Source organism: Microbacterium sp. CGR1, from assembly GCF_051062835.1.
GTDB lineage: Bacteria > Actinomycetota > Actinomycetes > Actinomycetales > Microbacteriaceae > Microbacterium.
This window is the reverse complement of the sequence record NZ_JAOTPG010000001.1, coordinates 2,823,978-2,839,036: the sequence shown is the minus strand read 5'-3', so window position 1 is coordinate 2,839,036 and position 15,059 is coordinate 2,823,978. Positions and strand designations below refer to the sequence as shown.

The 15,059-nt window shown below is 67.9% G+C and carries 16 protein-coding genes; 7 read left to right on the top strand and 9 right to left on the bottom strand.

The features are described from left to right. Positions 1-220 precede the first annotated feature (220 nt). Together OD997_RS14085 and OD997_RS14080 are read left to right on the top strand one after the other, a co-directional pair. Entirely contained in the window at positions 221-1,273 is a 1,053-nt protein-coding gene (locus OD997_RS14085) for a homoserine dehydrogenase (RefSeq protein WP_434332133.1), read from the top strand. Beyond that, positions 1,273-2,682 carry an aldehyde dehydrogenase family protein gene (locus OD997_RS14080; protein ID WP_434332132.1) on the top strand — a complete coding sequence of 470 codons (1,410 nt, stop codon included), beginning with the start codon at positions 1,273-1,275 and terminating at the stop codon, positions 2,680-2,682. The genes OD997_RS14085 and OD997_RS14080 overlap by 1 nt, the downstream gene beginning before the upstream one ends. A gap of 55 nt (positions 2,683-2,737) precedes the next feature. Here the strand turns inward: OD997_RS14080 and OD997_RS14075 are convergent, their stop codons facing one another. Beyond that, the gene (locus tag OD997_RS14075; RefSeq protein ID WP_434332131.1) at positions 2,738-3,181 is read right to left on the bottom strand and encodes an Lrp/AsnC family transcriptional regulator; all 444 of its coding nucleotides are present in this window, start codon (positions 3,179-3,181) and stop codon (positions 2,738-2,740) included. A gap of 113 nt (positions 3,182-3,294) precedes the next feature. Here OD997_RS14075 and OD997_RS14070 point away from each other — a divergent pair, with 113 nt between their 5' ends. After that, entirely contained in the window at positions 3,295-4,509 is a 1,215-nt protein-coding gene (locus OD997_RS14070; protein WP_434332130.1) for a trans-sulfuration enzyme family protein, read from the top strand. A 127-nt stretch (positions 4,510-4,636) separates the two neighbouring features. Further along, positions 4,637-5,389: an SDR family NAD(P)-dependent oxidoreductase gene (locus OD997_RS14065; RefSeq protein ID WP_434332129.1), complete on the top strand. Its 753-nt coding sequence runs from the start codon at positions 4,637-4,639 to the stop codon at positions 5,387-5,389. Positions 5,390-5,535: 146 nt separating this feature from the next. Here the strand turns inward: OD997_RS14065 and OD997_RS14060 are convergent, their stop codons facing one another. From OD997_RS14060 to OD997_RS14045, 4 genes are all read right to left on the bottom strand, one after another. After that, the gene (locus OD997_RS14060; RefSeq protein ID WP_434332128.1) at positions 5,536-6,759 is read right to left on the bottom strand and encodes an MFS transporter; all 1,224 of its coding nucleotides are present in this window, start codon (positions 6,757-6,759) and stop codon (positions 5,536-5,538) included. Positions 6,760-6,850: 91 nt separating this feature from the next. After that, positions 6,851-7,141 carry a hypothetical protein gene (locus OD997_RS14055; protein ID WP_434332127.1) on the bottom strand — a complete coding sequence of 97 codons (291 nt, stop codon included), beginning with the start codon at positions 7,139-7,141 and terminating at the stop codon, positions 6,851-6,853. A 3-nt stretch (positions 7,142-7,144) separates the two neighbouring features. Further along, positions 7,145-7,474, bottom strand: coding sequence for a hypothetical protein (locus OD997_RS14050; protein WP_434332126.1), 330 nt, complete (start codon positions 7,472-7,474; stop codon positions 7,145-7,147). A 73-nt stretch (positions 7,475-7,547) separates the two neighbouring features. Continuing rightward, a complete protein-coding gene (locus OD997_RS14045) occupies positions 7,548-7,997 on the bottom strand; it encodes a MarR family winged helix-turn-helix transcriptional regulator (RefSeq protein ID WP_434332125.1) in 450 nt (149 codons plus the stop codon). Between the two features lie 121 nt (positions 7,998-8,118). Here OD997_RS14045 and OD997_RS14040 point away from each other — a divergent pair, with 121 nt between their 5' ends. Together OD997_RS14040 and OD997_RS14035 are read left to right on the top strand one after the other, a co-directional pair. Further along, the gene (locus OD997_RS14040; protein ID WP_434332124.1) at positions 8,119-8,376 is read left to right on the top strand and encodes a hypothetical protein; all 258 of its coding nucleotides are present in this window, start codon (positions 8,119-8,121) and stop codon (positions 8,374-8,376) included. Next, positions 8,376-8,933, top strand: coding sequence for a MarR family winged helix-turn-helix transcriptional regulator (locus tag OD997_RS14035; protein WP_434332123.1), 558 nt, complete (start codon positions 8,376-8,378; stop codon positions 8,931-8,933). The genes OD997_RS14040 and OD997_RS14035 overlap by 1 nt, the downstream gene beginning before the upstream one ends. 45 nt (positions 8,934-8,978) lie before the next feature. On the opposite strand, the gene OD997_RS14030 is transcribed toward OD997_RS14035, so the two are convergent. The 3 genes from OD997_RS14030 to OD997_RS14020 all read right to left on the bottom strand — a co-directional run bounded on the left by OD997_RS14030 (position 8,979) and on the right by OD997_RS14020 (position 11,183). After that, positions 8,979-10,592 carry an MFS transporter gene (locus OD997_RS14030; protein WP_434332122.1) on the bottom strand — a complete coding sequence of 538 codons (1,614 nt, stop codon included), beginning with the start codon at positions 10,590-10,592 and terminating at the stop codon, positions 8,979-8,981. Between the two features lie 100 nt (positions 10,593-10,692). Further along, positions 10,693-10,866, bottom strand: coding sequence for a CsbD family protein (locus OD997_RS14025; RefSeq protein WP_431074657.1), 174 nt, complete (start codon positions 10,864-10,866; stop codon positions 10,693-10,695). 62 nt (positions 10,867-10,928) lie between these two features. Beyond that, complete coding sequence (locus OD997_RS14020; RefSeq protein WP_434332121.1) at positions 10,929-11,183, bottom strand: hypothetical protein; 255 nt, start codon at positions 11,181-11,183, stop codon at positions 10,929-10,931. An 89-nt stretch (positions 11,184-11,272) separates the two neighbouring features. Here OD997_RS14020 and OD997_RS14015 point away from each other — a divergent pair, with 89 nt between their 5' ends. Then, a complete protein-coding gene (locus OD997_RS14015; protein WP_434332120.1) occupies positions 11,273-12,901 on the top strand; it encodes an SDR family oxidoreductase in 1,629 nt (542 codons plus the stop codon). A gap of 162 nt (positions 12,902-13,063) precedes the next feature. Here the strand turns inward: OD997_RS14015 and OD997_RS14010 are convergent, their stop codons facing one another. Then, positions 13,064-15,058 carry a BCCT family transporter gene (locus tag OD997_RS14010; RefSeq protein ID WP_434332119.1) on the bottom strand — a complete coding sequence of 665 codons (1,995 nt, stop codon included), beginning with the start codon at positions 15,056-15,058 and terminating at the stop codon, positions 13,064-13,066. Between the last annotated feature and the right edge of the window lies 1 nt (position 15,059).

Genomic DNA, 15,059 nt, shown 5'->3' with positions numbered 1-15,059 from the left:
ATCTGCGGGGACACTATCTCCTGAGATATCCGGTGCGCAAGAGCACACCTGCGGATTGGCCCCCGCATCCGCCACCACCGACATTCCGGGCGAGAAGCTGCCATTCCGCCCACTCCCGCTGCCGTTCTGACAGGCGCGCACAGACACCGCGCGCGCTGAGGATGGACACATGTCAGCGCGGCGACGCCGGCGACAGTCCACGTAGAGAAGGAGAACCCCGGTGACTCACCACGACCTCGCCCTCATCGGCTTCGGAGGCGTCAACCGCGCCCTCGCCGAGATCATCCACGACCGAGGCTCCGACCTCGCCGACGATCTCGGCTTCACCCTGAGAGTCGTGGCGATCACGGATCTGCGATTCGGCTCCCTCATGCAGGAGGACGGCATCGACCTCGGAGCCGTGCTCGCGATGACAGGGGATGCCTCCTTCGCCGGGATGCCGGGTGGAGACGTCGATCCTCGCAACGACCACGTCATCCGCACCACGACGGCGGGCATCATCGTCGAGGCGACCTACACGAACCCGATCGACGGCGAACCTGCGATCTCGCACGTCCGCGCCGCCCTCGAGAGCGGCAAGAGCGTCACGACCACGAACAAGGGGCCCGTCGCGCTCGCGAGCGCCGAACTCAACCGGCTCGCAGAGCAGAACGGCGCTCGCTTCGAGTACGAGGGTTCTGTGATGAGCGGCACTCCGGTGCTGCGACTGGCACAGCAGACGCTCAAGGGACTCCGCATCAGCCGCATCCAGGGAATCCTCAACGGCACGAGCAACTTCGTGCTCGGCCAGATGGAGTCGGGCAAGTCGCTCGGCGATGCCGTGGCCGAGGCTCAGGCATTGGGTTACGCCGAGGCCGACCCCACCGCCGACATCGAAGGATCCGACGTGCAGCTGAAGGTCGTGATCCTCGCCAATGAGCTGCTCGGCGCCGAGATCACCACGGCCGACGTCTCTCGCGTCGGCATCAGCGGGATCACCGCGAGCGATGTGATCGCGGCAGCGGCGGCGGGCGAGCACTGGAAGCTCCTCGGCACGATCACCCGCGACGAGTCGGGCGCCGTGACGGCATCCGTCCAGCCCCTCTCGCTGGCCGCCGACCACCCTCTCGCAGGCATCTCCGGAGCGACCAACGCGATCGCGTTCACGACCGACCTGCTCGGCACCGTCACGATGTCCGGCCCCGGCGCCGGACGCCTCGAGACGGCCTACGCGCTGCTGTCCGACATCATCGCGATCGATGCGCAGCAGGCGTCACTCGTCGGAGCGGCGTGATGAGCGCGCCCGCCATGGAGGCTCCTGTGACGCAGGCGTCGCTTCTCGAGGTGCTCGACCCGTACAACGGGGAGGTGATCGCCCGCCTCGCCCAGCACTCGGTCGACGATGTCGACGAGATCATGTCGCGCGCGCGGCTCGGCGCCACTCTCTCGGGCGACCTGTCGAGATTTGCGCGGCACCGGATCCTGGATAGCGCAGCGCGGATCCTCGCGGGCCGCGCCGAAGAGGCAGCGACCCTCATCGTCCGCGAAGCGGGGAAGACGATCACTCAGGCGCGCAAAGAAGTGCAGCGAGCCGTTACCACTATTTCGCTCTCGGCCGAGACCGCTCGCGCCTTCGACGGCGAGGTCATTCCCTTCGACGCCTACGAGGGCTCCGCGAATCGCCGCGGCTGGTACACACGAGAGCCGCTCGGGGTGATCCTCGCGATCACGCCCTACAACGACGCCCTCAACCTCGTCGCCCATAAGATCGGCCCGGCGATCGCCGGTGGCAACGCCGTGATCCTCAAGCCGTCGCAGTTCACCCCGCTGACCGCGCGGTTCCTCGTCGACGTGCTGCTGGAGGCAGGACTCCCCGACGAGATCATCACGGTCGTCCACGGCGACCGGCACGTGGCGCAGGCGCTCGTCGCCGTGCGCGACATCCGCATGGTGTCGTTCACCGGAGGATTCACCACGGGTGAGGCGATCGCCCGCACCGCGGGTCTCAAGAGGCTGGCGATGGAATTGGGCGGCAACGCCCCCGTGCTGGTGTTCGCGGATGCCGACATCCCGGCCGCCGTCGAGGCCTGCGTGTCCGGCGCATTCTGGGCTGCGGGGCAGAACTGCGTCGGCGCGCAGCGCATCCTCATCGAGCGCTCCGTGTACGCCGAGTTCCGCGACCGCTTCGCCGCTCGCACCTCGATGCTGCGCGCAGGAGACCCGGTGAACCAGGCGACCGATGTCGGTCCGATGATCTCAGTGGCTGCGGCGACGCACGCCGAGCGCGTCGTCGACGACGCCGTGCGGGCGGGGGCGCGCGTGCTCGCCGGGCACCGGCGGGAGGGCTCGGTGTACTGGCCCACCGCACTCGAGAACGTCTCGCCGACGTGCGAGGTCTGGAACGAGGAGGCCTTCGCCCCCATCGTTGTCCTGACTCCGTTCGACACCGAGGACGACGCGATTGCCGAGGCCAACAGCATCGACTACGCCCTGCACGCCGCGGCGTTCACCTCCGACATCACCCGCGCGCTGCGCGTCGCCGAGGCACTCGACGCCGGGGGCGTGATGATCAACGACTCCTCCGACTATCGCATCGACAGCATGCCGTTCGGCGGATCGAAGTACGGGAGCATGGGGCGCGAAGGCGTGCGCTTCGCATTCGAGGAGATGACCCAGCCGAAGGTCACCTGCATCACCACCTGAGATCTCCTCGCGGAGGGGGAGGGGTCCGCGGGGGATGCCCTGCCCCTCTGCGAGGTCACGCCCGGTCGACCACCCGGGTCAGCGACACCGCTGTGACGGTGTTCGCGACTCCCGGGAGCGCTGCGAGCAGCTCCCAGATCTCGCCGATGCGATCCATGGACTCCGCTTCCAGCGTCACCAGCAGGTCGAAATCGCCCGAGAGCACATCGCACCGACGCACTTCGGGAATCTGGGCGATCTCCGAGACGACGCCACCCCCGCGCATCCGATCGCTGCGGTAGACCAGCACGATGGCCGAGACGGGCGAGCCGCCGGCACGTCCGGGAACGACGCTGTAGCCGCCGATGACGCCCTGGCGCTCCATCCGCTCGATGCGCTGCTTGACGGCGTTGCGCGACAGATGCACCTGGGCTGCAAGGGTGACCAGCGGGATGCGGGCATCCTCGGTGAGCGCCGCAAGTATCTGTCGATCGATCTGATCGGGATGAAGCCGCTCCATCGAGACCTCCTGAGACAGTGCAACCTCATGCACGATTAGCAATTGCGTGTGTCTATTATGCACCTTAGAGTGAAAGATGGCACTGGAAGACGGTGCGGAACGAAGGAGTCACGATGGGCGCTCGACCCGACCGCAAGGATCTGCACACGCTGTCCGACCTCAGCCTGGCCGTGCATGCAGGCAATCAACTCGACTCGACGTTGGCGCTGCGCACGCCTCTCGTGATGGCGAACTCGTACCAGCTGCCCGACGACCCGAGCGAGATCAGCTGGTCGGCCACCGCACCCGGGCTGTACACCCGCAACACCGGGGTCAATCAGGCGGCACTCGAGCAGAAGCTCGCCGCCCTCGACGGCGCCGAAGAGGCGGTTGCACTCGCCTCCGGAGTCGCGGCCCTGCACGCGGTGTTCTTCACCCATGTGCGCGCCGGTGATCATGTGGTCGTGAGCGATGTGGTCTACGAGGCCACCTGGCGGCTGTGGACCGAGCTGCTGCCCCAGCGCTACGGCCTCGAGGCGACCTTCGTCGATATCAGCGACCTCGACGCGGTGCGGGCGGCCATGCGCCCCGAGACGCGCCTCGTGTGCATCGAGGCCATCGCGAACCCGACCACCAAGGTCGCCGACGTGAGCGCGGTCGCCGCGATCGCCCACGCCACAGGCGCCATCCTCATGGTCGACTCGACCTTCTCTCCGCCGCCGTTCTACCGACCGATCCACGACGGCGCCGACCTGGTGGTGCACTCCCTCACCAAGTACCTCAACGGGCACGGCGACGCCATGGGCGGCTCGGTCTCGGGGCGGCGCGATCTCATCCAGGCGATCAAGGCCGACGCCATGGTCGACGTCGGCGGCATCATCTCGCCCTTCAACGCCTGGCAGATCCAGCGCGGCACCGTCACCCTGCCCCTGCGCCTGCGTCAGCACTTCTCGTCGGCGCTGCAGATCGCGCAGATGCTCGAGGCCGACCCCCGGGTGGAGTACATCTACTATCCCGGCCTCGAATCGCATCCGGATCACGCTCTCGCCGTGCGGCAGTTCGGCGGGCGCGGCTTCGGCGGAATGATGTCGTTCGCCGTGACGGGCTCCCCCGACGTGCAGAACCGGTTCGTCGCGAACCTCCGACTGATCACCTCGGGGTTCTCCCTCGGTCACGACGACTCGCTCATCGTGCACACGGGCACCGAGGGCGGCCGTGTCGCCACGTACCCGGCGCCGTTCCGAGAGTTCGGACACCTGCGTCTCTCTGTGGGCCTCGAGGATGCCGACGACCTGGCCGCCGACCTCTCCGAAGCCCTGGATCTCACTTTCGGCACCGATTCGCGATAGAGCAGTGGAGCCGAGAAAAATCCATTCACGCGCATCCATCCCGCTCCGACAGGCGTAGGCTGGAGAGAAGGACGGACCGTCCGAGAAGATCTCCCGGCACCGCGATCGTCCGGAAGAGGAGTCACTCGTGGCTCAGTACGACGTCTCGAACCGCTCGGCGATCGTGACGGGAGCAGGCAGCGGAATCGGACGCTCGACCGCTCTGCTGCTCGCCCAGAACGGCGCATCCGTGGTCGTCAACGACCTGAACGCCGAGCACGCCAACGCGGTCGTCGAAGAGATCCGCGCCGCCGGCGGCACCGCCGAGGCATCCGTCGGAGATGCGACCGACACCGCGTGGATCGCCAGCTCGATCGAGCTCGCGAACACGCTCGCCCCGCTGCGCATCGGCGTCAACAACGCCGGCATCGGCGGAGCATCCGCTCCCACCGCCGAGTACGACGACGAGGCCTGGGACAAGGTCATCTCGATCAACCTCAACGCCGTCTTCCGCAACATGAAGGCGCAGATCCCCTCGATCCTCGCGAACGGCGGCGGCTCTGTCGTCAACATCGCCTCGATCCTCGGCAGCGTCGGCTTCGCCGGCTCCCCCGCCTACGTCGCCGCCAAGCACGCGGTCGTCGGCATGACCAAGTCGGCCGCTCTCGAGTACTCCGCCCAGGGCGTGCGCGTGAACTCGGCCGGCCCCGGCTTCATCGACACCCCGCTGCTGGCCACGATGGGCGACGAGGCGAAGGAGTTCCTCGTGAGCAAGCACCCGATCGGACGCCTCGGCCAGGCCGACGAGGTCGCGAACCTCATCGCGTTCCTCGCCAGCGACGCCGCCAGCTTCATCACCGGCAGCTACCACCTCGTCGACGGCGGCTACACCGCCCTCTGAGGCTCGGTCGCCGCGCGGGCCTGCTGCGCAGCGCACCTGCAGGACGAAAGTACGGATGCAGGGCCAGATCACCGATCTGGCCCTGCATCCGCGCTTCGGTCCTGCATCCGGCACCGAAACACCAGACAGGACGCAGACCGAAGCCCCTAGTCCCGAACCTTGCGCTTCTCGAGCACCCCGGCGAGCAGCACCGCGACGAGAGCCGCGGCCGGTGCCACGATCAGCCCGGCCCGCAGACTCTGGGTGTCGGCGATGAATCCTACGAACGGCGGCGACAGCAGGAATCCGAGCCGCAGCAGCCACGACACGATCGTGAGGCCCACGCCCGGCTTCAGCCCAGGGAGTTCGTCGGCGGCGTGCATGGCTGCGGGAATGAGTGTCGCGATGCCGAAGCCGACGGCCGCGAAGCCCGCGATCGTTCCGGGAACGCTCGGGAAGATGAGCGCGAGGGTCATGCCGCCCGCGGCGATCAGACCGCCGACCCTGGCGACCGCCCGCTGACCGAAGCGGTCGGTCATGCCGTCGCCGAGCATCCGCCCGATGAACTGCGCGCCGACGAGGGCGATGAAGCCGAGCGGCGCGATCGCGGCCGCGGCGCCGAGCGACTCACTGAGGTACAGCGTGGCCCAGGAGTTTCCGGCATCCTCCGCGATCGCACCCGCCATCGCGATGAGCGTGAGGGCGATGATGATCATCACGGTGCGCGGACTCACGCCGCGACGCACCGCGGTCTGCAGCTCGACCGGTTCGGCCGTGGCCTCGGCATCCGCTTCTTCGTCGCGGCCGGGCAGGCAGAACCAGAGAGCGATGAAGGCCACCGCGGCGAACACCGCGGTCGAGATGCCGAGGTGCACCCCGAGGGGCAGCTGCAGCGCGATCGCAGCGGCGGCCATTCCGCCGCCGAGCACCGCGCCGATCGACCAGATCGCATGGAAGGAGTTGATGATCGAGCGGCCGTAGCGACGCTGCACGCGGAGTCCGTGCGCGTTCTGCGCGACGTCGGTGATGGCGTCCGAGGCGCCGCCGAGCAGAAGGGCGACGGCGAAGAGGATGCCGGAGGGCGCGACCGCGGCGGCGAGCAGACCGAGCCCGGTGGCGATCGTGCCGAACACCGCGATGCGCGCGGAGCCGAACCGGCGGATCAGCACCGCGGCGAGGAGGCCGGCGGCGATCGCTCCAGCAGGGAAGGCGGCGATCGCGAGGCCATATCCGACGTTGTCGAGACCGAGGGCGGCTTTGATCTCGGGGTAACGCGGAAGGATGTTGGCGAACAGCGCGCCGTTCGTCAGGAACAGCGCCGAGACGGCGATGCGCGCACGTCGGGAAGCCCGATCCGGCGCCGGTCGTCGAATCGATTCGATCGAAGTCATAGCAACGACCGTACACGCCAACCGGCGACGTCGGAAAATCGCGTCGGGCGTCGACCGCATCACGTGGCGCGACGACGAGTCTCAGCGAGACTCAGCTCAGCTGGGGCTCGACCTCTGCAGCAGCAGCCACGCTCGACGCCGCCGCGGCCACAGCGACCTTCGCCGCATCGAGCTCGTCGAACATTCCGAGAAAGTCCGACTGCGGGCCGAAAGCGCGGAAGCCCTCGCGGGGCGTCCCGGTGATCGAGCCGAGGAACTGGCGACGGTCATTGCCGACATGGAAGCCGGGGTCGACCTCGACCCACAGCCCCCGCGGACGGGATGCCGATCGCATCCTCGCGCCGGTGACGGCCTTCGCGGCGTTTCTGATCCGGGCAGACATGGGTCACGCACTCATCGCATGCAGCCTGCGCGAGCCGCCGGTCGATCGGGCGAACTCCGCCCGCGTGACGTCGAGGCCACCGGACGAGCTCGCGGCGTTCATCATCGCGACGATGAGCGGACGATCGATCGGCGCCTCGTCCTCGATCGCGAAACGCAGCGGGATGGAGGCGTGCAGCCAGAGCGTCTCCGACACCCCGTCGGCCAGGGGGATCGTGAGCGGGAACGCCTCGTTGCGTCGGAGCTTGGTCACGATCACGAGGCGAAGGTGTGTGAGCAGCTCGTCGTCGACCTCGATCGGTGCTGCGGTGTTGCCGTAGGTCAGGTAACCCATGATCTCTCCTCAAGCCGGACATTTCGCTTGATAAATAGATTACTAGGTTACCTAGCTAAATCACAGCCGAGACTCAAGGAAGGTCGTTGATCTCCTCCGAGAGCCGGCGCAGGAAGCGGGTCACAGCCTCGGTCTGCTCAGGCGTGAACTCGCTCGCGATCGACTCGACACGCTGGGTGAGCTCGTCGGCGGGCGAGTGCAGATCGCGCAACGACGGGCGCAGCACCTTCGACCGCGCATCAGCCGGGTGCGGGGCGATGACGATCTGCCCTCGCTCCTGCAGACGACGCAGCAGGCTCGTGATGGCGGCCGTGCTCACGTTCAGGTGAGCGGCGAGGCTGCCCGGCGTCGCCGGTGCGTCTGCCGGAGCATCCGTGATGAACCGCATCGCCTCGCGATCGGTGTCGTTCGGCGCGCGCATGGCCGCCAGCCGACGCCCCAACTGTGCCTCGGCGCGACGAAGCTCATCGACGCGTGCGACGAGTTTGGTGGCCGTGGTCTGCAGCTCGGTTCTGCTTGCCATGTGTCACCCCCTGACTCGTCCATGATACTCGACAAAAAGGTAACCAGGCTGACTAGCGAAATACAATGCGACCAGGGACTCTGTTCGGATGCGAAGATGGATACCTGCGGGAAGGGAAGACATGGTCGAGCGATTCACACTCGAGGATGCGGGGTACATCATGTACTCCGACATGCTCGATCGCCTGCGGGAACGCTTCCCGTCCATCCCCTCGTGGCGCCTCGACCAGATCGTCTCCGCCGAGCATGACGCCATCACTGGCGGCATCCTTCGGATCGTGCCCGAAGAGGTCGAAGCCGGCGCGATCGAGATGCTCTCCCGCGAGTCCGACGAACGCGAGAGCGAAGACGCGCGCAGCGACGACGGCGAGGTGGCGTGATGGAGAAGCCTGAGGAGTTCGGCCGCTCCGGCTACTGGTACCCCGAATCGAGCACCGCCAGCACGGTCGACGTGCTGAACATGCTGCGTCGCTACCGTTCCGCCGAGACCGCGATGCGGGCACGCACCCGCGTGTCGATGGGCATGAACGAGACCGACCTGGTGGCCCTGCGCTTTCTGCTGCGCGAGCAGCGAGCCGGTCGCATCGTGCGCCCGATCGATATCGCCCGCATGCTCGACATCTCGACCGCATCGACGACGACTCTGATCGACCGGCTCGAGAAGGGCGGGCACGCCCGCCGCGAGCCGCACCCCACCGATCGCCGCGCCGGCGTGGTCGTGCCGACCGTCAGCAGCGACGACGAGGTGCGCGAGACCCTCGGGGCGATGCACCGGCGGATGCTCGCTCTCGTCGACGAGATGAGCGACAAGGAGCGCGGCATCGTCACGCACTTCCTCGCCGGCATGACCTCGGCGATCGAAGAGGCATCCGATCTCGATCAGGAGCTGCGCGACGTCATCCGCTCGCACGAGGAGTCGGAGTCCTCCGGCGAGTGACCGCCGAGGGCCGGCCGCGAATCGGCCGGCCACCCGTCAGGTCGATCAGGCCTTCTCGGCCTGGCCCTCGGTGTCGGCCTGGCCCTCGGCCTGCGCGTCCTGCTCCGCCTGCGCAGCCAGCTCTGCCACGTACTCCTCGTTCTCGAGGCGCTCGGGAAAGAGCTCGTCGAGGTCGAGGTCGGGGTTCTCCTCCTGGGTCTCGACGAGCTCGACGGCTTCTTCGTGGGTCTGCACGCTCGGCATGGCACCGGGCAGCGGGCGGCGTGCCGACTCCTTGAGCACGACCACGGCGATGAAGCCGGCGATCGAGGTGCCGATCACGTAGAACGCGGGTGCCAGCGACGACCCGGTCAGCTGCACGAGCGCCTCCATCACCACCGGAGCCGTACCCGCGAACAGCGCGACCGCGAGGTTGTACGAGATGCCCATGCCGCCGTAGCGCGACGACGTCGGGAAGAGCGCCGGCAGCGACGACGCGAGGTTCGCGACGTAGAACGTCACCGGGAACGCGAGCAGCACGAGACCGAGCAGAGTCGACCAGATCTCGCCGTGCATCATGAACAGGAACGACGGCACGGCCAGCACGATCGCCGAGATCGATCCGATGAACAGCACCTTCTTGCGTCCGATGCGGTCGGACAGCCTGCCGGTGAGCGGGATGCAGAGCGCCATCGCCACGAGCACGGGGAGCGTGAGCAGCGTGCCGTGCACCTCGTCGTAGCCGAGGGTTCCGGTCAGGTACGTCGGCATGTAGGACGTGAGGGCGTAGCCGACCGTGTTCGCGGCGGCCACGAGCACGAAGGCCGTGAGCAGCTCGCGCCAGTACGCGCGGATCAGCGCGATGACGCCCTTGGGAGCATCCGCCGAGGCCTTGGCGTCGTCGGCCGAGCGCTGCGCAGCGTCCTGCGCCTCCTGGAAGGCGGGGGTGTCCTCGATCTTGAGTCGGAAGTAGATCGCGATCAGTCCGAGCGGCAGGGCGACGAGGAACGGGATGCGCCAGGCGAAGCCCTGCATGACCTCGGCCGAGAGTGTGAGCTGCAGGATCGAGACGAACGCGGCACCGATGGCGAAGCCCATGTACGATCCGAGGTCGAGCAGCGAGGCGTAGAAGCCACGGCGCTTGTCGGGGGCGTATTCAGTGATGAACGTCGTGGCACCGGCGTACTCGCCACCGGTCGAGAAGCCCTGCGCGAGCTTGAGGACGATCAGCAGGATGGGCGCCCAGACGCCGATCACCGAGAAGTCGGGCAGCACGCCGATGAGGAACGTCGCCGCGGCCATCATGATGAGTGTGAACGCGAGCACGCGCTGGCGACCCATGCGGTCACCGAGCTGGCCGAGCACGATGCCGCCGAGCGGACGCGCCACGAACGTCACGGCGAAGACGCCGAGCGAGAACAGCGACTGCGCACCGGCCGAGGCGTCGGGCAGGAACGCGCGCCCGATGATCACGGCGAGGTAGCCGTAGACGCCGATGTCGTACCACTCCATGAGGTTGCCGACCACGGTGCCCGCGACGGCGCGACGGAGCATCGGGCGGTCGACGACCGTGACGTCCTCGACGGTGAGCCGCCGCAGTTCATCCGCCTTGGCCGGTCGCAGGCGACGGAGCAGTCGCTGCCACAGGGTCAGATTCTCGGTCTTCAATGGATCGGACATGCAGTCATCTTCTCTCTCGCGCCGGAACAGCCTCGTAGGCCGGGCCGGACAGACGGCGGGGAGGCGGCTGTCGCCGCCTCCCCGCACTGTGTTGCTGGTCTCAGTTGTTGAAAGCGTCCTTGACGTTCTCGCCAGCCTTCTTGACGTTGGCCTTCGCCTGGTCGGCACGGCCCTCCGCCTCGAGCTTCTCGTTGTCGGTCACCTTGCCGGCGGCCTCCTTCGCCTTGCCGGCGAGGTCCTGTGCGGCGTTCTTGATCTTGTCATCGAGTCCCATGGGGGATCCTTTCTCTTATCAGCGGCGGTCTTCAGTTGGTCTGGGCGGCTGCGGCCGTGTGGTCACAGCGGAAGTGCGAGGATCTGAGCGAGCAGCGGCAGTGTGGCGGCGGCGATCAGGGCGATGAGCCCGACGATGCCTACGGTCTGCCACGTCGGAGATTTCTTGGTGACCAGGGGCGCGCGGCCGATACCGGTCGCGCGCCCCACGGCCTCGCTGGCGGGGAGCGGTGCGAGACTGACCGCCGTCGAGAGCGCAGACGTCGCGTCGAAAGATCCTGGGGAGACGCGTCTGGGGGAATTCGTTGCTCTGGACATGATCACCTTCCTCACGACAAAGATTACTAGGTGAACTAGTGAGTTGTCACCCTAGCGAAATATTCAGGCATTGCGCTTACGCTCAAGACATGACCGAGCTCACCCAGCCCACAGGGCACGAAGAGGCCCTGCGCGCACTCCCCCGCGAGGATGGATCGGCGCCCCGCGCGCTTGTCCTCGGAGCCACCGGATACATCGGCGGCCGCCTCACTCCGCGCCTGCTGAACGCCGGATACCGGGTGCGAACGCTCGCCAGAGACGCCGCGCGCGCGGCATCCTTCCCCTGGGGCTCGGAGTGCGAGATCGTCGAGGGCTCGGCCGATGACGCGGATGCCGTGGCCGAAGCCATGAAGGATGTCGATGTCGTCTACTACCTGATCCACTCGATGACCGCCGGCAAGGGGTTCGAGGAGAGCGACGAGCGCGCGGCGACGACGGTGGCGGATGCTGCGGCTGCCGCAGGTGTGCGCAGGATCGTCTACCTGGGCGGGCTGCATCCCGAGGATGCGAAGCTCTCGCCTCACCTGCGGTCCCGCGTGCGCGTGGGCGAGATCTTCCTCGAATCCGGCGTGCCTTCGCTGGTGCTGCAGGCCGGTGTCGTGATCGGCTCGGGCTCGGCATCCTTCGAGATGATCCGCCACCTCACCGACGTGCTGCCGTACATGCCGGCGCCGAAGTGGGTGCGCAACCGCATCCAGCCGATCGCCGTCCGCGACGTGCTGCACTACCTGCTCGGGGCTGCGCGGGTGGATGCCGACGTCAATCGCGCGGTCGACATCGGCGGCCCCGACGTGCTGCGGTACGGGCAGATGATGAACGGGTACGCGCTCGAGGCGGGTCTGCGCCAGCGGGCGATCGCGGCTCTGCCGGTGCTGACTCCCGGCCTGGCCTCGCACTGGGTGAACCTCGTGACGCCGGTTCCGCGATCGATCGCTCGCCCGCTCGTCGCGTCGCTGCAGAACGAGTGCATCGTGAAGGACCATGCGATCGACGATCTGATCCCGAAGCCCGCGGGCGGGCTGACGCCCTACCGCAAGGCCGTGTCGATGGCGCTGGGGCGTCTCGACGCCGACACGATCGAGACGAGCTGGCAGGATGCCGAGGTCTCTGGCGCACCGAGCGACCCGCTGCCGAGCGACCCCGACTGGGCCGGACGCACCGTCTTCACCGACACCCGCAAACTGAAGACGGCAGCGCCGGTCGACGGCCTGTGGCGTGTGATCATCGGCATCGGCGGATCGAACGGCTGGTACTCGTCGAAGTTCCTGTGGGCAGTGCGCGGCTGGATGGACCGCCTCGTCGGAGGCGTGGGACTTCGCCGTGGAAGGCGCAGCAAGGTCGAGGCCCGCGTCGGCGACGCGATCGACTTCTGGCGCGTCGAAGCCGTCGAGGAACCGGGGCGCGCGACCGACTCCTCCCCCGCGAGCGGCGGACTGCTGCGCCTGCGCGCCGAGATGAAGGTGCCGGGAGAGGCATGGCTCGAGCTGCGGGCGCTGCCGGACGGCGAGGGATCGCGCTACGAGCAGCGCGCCGTGTTCTTCCCCCGCGGGCTCGCCGGACGCCTGTACTGGCTCGGCGTGCTGCCGTTCCACGGGTTCATCTTCGCGGGCATGGCAGCCCGGATCACCGACGCGGCCGCTGTTCCGGTCGAGACTGTCGCGCCCGGTGCGGGTGCGGGTGCCGGTGCGGATTCTGCCGAGACGACCGCCGCTGCCTGAACCGCCTAACGGCCCGAGCACCCACTGGCTCCGCAGGCGGGGTCGGTTCAGCATCCACCGCCGCACCCGGGGTCAGTCACGCACCGGAAACGGGCGATCGGGATGCGTTGTTGACCCCGCGCCGGATCGAAGCCCGATGCGGGGTCAGTCACGCACCCGGGGTCAGGAAGGGCGCTCGGCGAGGCCGGAAGGGTCGGCTCCCGAGCGGTCGGCACCCGCACCCGCCCCCGCACCGGCACCCGATTCGGCGTCCGAGGCCTCTATCGCCCCGGCATCCGGGATGATGTCGATCGCCTCGGTCGCGGTCGCGTAGACCTCGGCGAGGCTGTCGTCGACGTCGGCTTCGTCGATCCAGGCGAGGTCGTCTTCGGAGTGGTCGTACTCGACGGGCACGAGGGCGAAGTCGTCGCCGTACTCCTCGAGCCCCGCCATGACGCTGTGGCGCACGGCCATGCGGGCATACCGGTCACGCAGGATCAGCGGATCGCGCCGGAGGTCCTTCATGAACGCGACCATCATGAACGTCATGATCACCGCGAACGGCAGGGCGGCGATGATGGTGACGTTCTGCAGCGACTTGAGTCCGCTGCCCTCTTCGCCGGTGACGAGCAGCACGGCGGCGATGACTCCGACCAGCACACCCCAGACGACCGCGACCCAGCGCGACGGCTCTGGACGCCCCTGCTGCGACAGCGTGCCCATGACGAGCGATGCGGAATCGGCCCCGGTGATGAAGAAGATCGCGATCAGCAGGATCAGCACGATGCTGGTGATCAGCGGGAACGGCAGGTTCTCGAGCACGCCGAAGAGCACTTCCTCGGGCGGATCGACAGTGAGGTTCGCGCCGTCCATCTGCTGCTGGATGGCCGTCGTGCCGAAGATCGCGAACCAGATGAGCGAGATGACGGCGGGCACGACGATGACGACCGACACGAACTGGCGGAGCGTGCGGCCGCGCGAGATCTTGGCGATGAACATGCCGACGAACGGCGACCACGAGATCCACCACGCCCAGTAGAAGATCGTCCAGCTCGACAGGAACATCTGCGCCTCGTCGCCCTGCGAGGCCGAGCGGGCGACCATCTCGGGCAGGTCGCCGAGGAACTGCACGGCGACCGAGGGGATGACGTTGAGGATCAGCAGCGTCGGACCGACGAAGAACACGAAGAACGCGAGCAGCAGGGCCACGACCGCGTTGATGTTCGACAGCGCGCGGATGCCCTTCGAGACACCCGACACGGCGGATGCGATGAAGCACGCGGTGAGCACGGCGATCGCGGCGATGAGCACGCCGTTGCCGAGCTCGCCGATGCCGCTGACGATCTCGACGCCGTGGCCGATCTGCAGCGCGCCGAGGCCGAGCGAGGCCGCCGTGCCGAAGAGCGTGACGATGATCGAGAAGATGTCGATCGTGCGGCCGAGGGGTCCGGTCGTGCGGCCCTCTCCGAGCAGCGGGGCGAAGATCGACGAGATCAGCGGGGTGCGTCCGCGGCGGAATGCGCCGTACGCGATCGCACCACCGACGAGCGCGTAGAACGCCCACGCCTGCGGCCCCCAGTGGTAGAGCACCTGCGCCTGAGCGGTGTGCATCGCGTCGAGCGTGTTGGCCTCGACGGTGCCCGGAGGCGGGTTCTCGAAGAAGGTGAGCGGCTCGGCGGCGCCCCAGAAGACGAGGCCGATGCCCATGCCGGCGGCGAACAGCATCGAGATCCACGAGAACATCGAGAACTCGGGCTCTTCGTCGTCTCGGCCCAGCGGGATGCGTCCGTAGCGGCTGAAGCCGATGAACAGCATGAAGACCAGGATGACGGTGGCGATCGTCGTGAAGAAGAAGCCGAAGTACTCCACGACCCAGGCGAGCACCGTGGAGGTGGTGCCCGAGAGGTTGTCGCCCGCGAACACGCCCCACGCGATGAACGCGACGGTCAGTGCGACGGCGAGGCCGAACACCAGAGGGTCGGTGCGGTAGGTGCGGCCCGTCTCTTCGACCGCGACACCGGGAACGAGCGCCGGATGCACGCCGCGCGGCGGCACGGCGGCGATGTCACGGACGATCTTCTGAGCGGTCTCGGTGGCCTTCGCGGCCTGCCGGACTGCGGCGGTGGTGGTCTTCGGAGCGTCGTTCCTCGGGGGCGTCTTATCGTCCGGAGTGTCCATG

Coding starts and splice junctions, on each gene's coding strand:
- OD997_RS14035 (WP_434332123.1), top strand. CDS start 8,376: ATGGAGAAGCCTGAGGAGTTCGGCCGCTCCGGCTACTGGTACCCCGAA.
- OD997_RS14060 (WP_434332128.1), bottom strand. CDS start 6,759: ATGACTTCGATCGAATCGATTCGACGACCGGCGCCGGATCGGGCTTCC.
- OD997_RS14025 (WP_431074657.1), bottom strand. CDS start 10,866: ATGGGACTCGATGACAAGATCAAGAACGCCGCACAGGACCTCGCCGGC.
- OD997_RS14015 (WP_434332120.1), top strand. CDS start 11,273: ATGACCGAGCTCACCCAGCCCACAGGGCACGAAGAGGCCCTGCGCGCA.
- OD997_RS14055 (WP_434332127.1), bottom strand. CDS start 7,141: ATGTCTGCCCGGATCAGAAACGCCGCGAAGGCCGTCACCGGCGCGAGG.
- OD997_RS14030 (WP_434332122.1), bottom strand. CDS start 10,592: ATGTCCGATCCATTGAAGACCGAGAATCTGACCCTGTGGCAGCGACTG.
- OD997_RS14010 (WP_434332119.1), bottom strand. CDS start 15,058: ATGGACACTCCGGACGATAAGACGCCCCCGAGGAACGACGCTCCGAAG.
- OD997_RS14040 (WP_434332124.1), top strand. CDS start 8,119: ATGGTCGAGCGATTCACACTCGAGGATGCGGGGTACATCATGTACTCC.
- OD997_RS14070 (WP_434332130.1), top strand. CDS start 3,295: ATGGGCGCTCGACCCGACCGCAAGGATCTGCACACGCTGTCCGACCTC.
- OD997_RS14080 (WP_434332132.1), top strand. CDS start 1,273: ATGAGCGCGCCCGCCATGGAGGCTCCTGTGACGCAGGCGTCGCTTCTC.
- OD997_RS14045 (WP_434332125.1), bottom strand. CDS start 7,997: ATGGCAAGCAGAACCGAGCTGCAGACCACGGCCACCAAACTCGTCGCA.
- OD997_RS14020 (WP_434332121.1), bottom strand. CDS start 11,183: ATGTCCAGAGCAACGAATTCCCCCAGACGCGTCTCCCCAGGATCTTTC.
- OD997_RS14075 (WP_434332131.1), bottom strand. CDS start 3,181: ATGGAGCGGCTTCATCCCGATCAGATCGATCGACAGATACTTGCGGCG.
- OD997_RS14050 (WP_434332126.1), bottom strand. CDS start 7,474: ATGGGTTACCTGACCTACGGCAACACCGCAGCACCGATCGAGGTCGAC.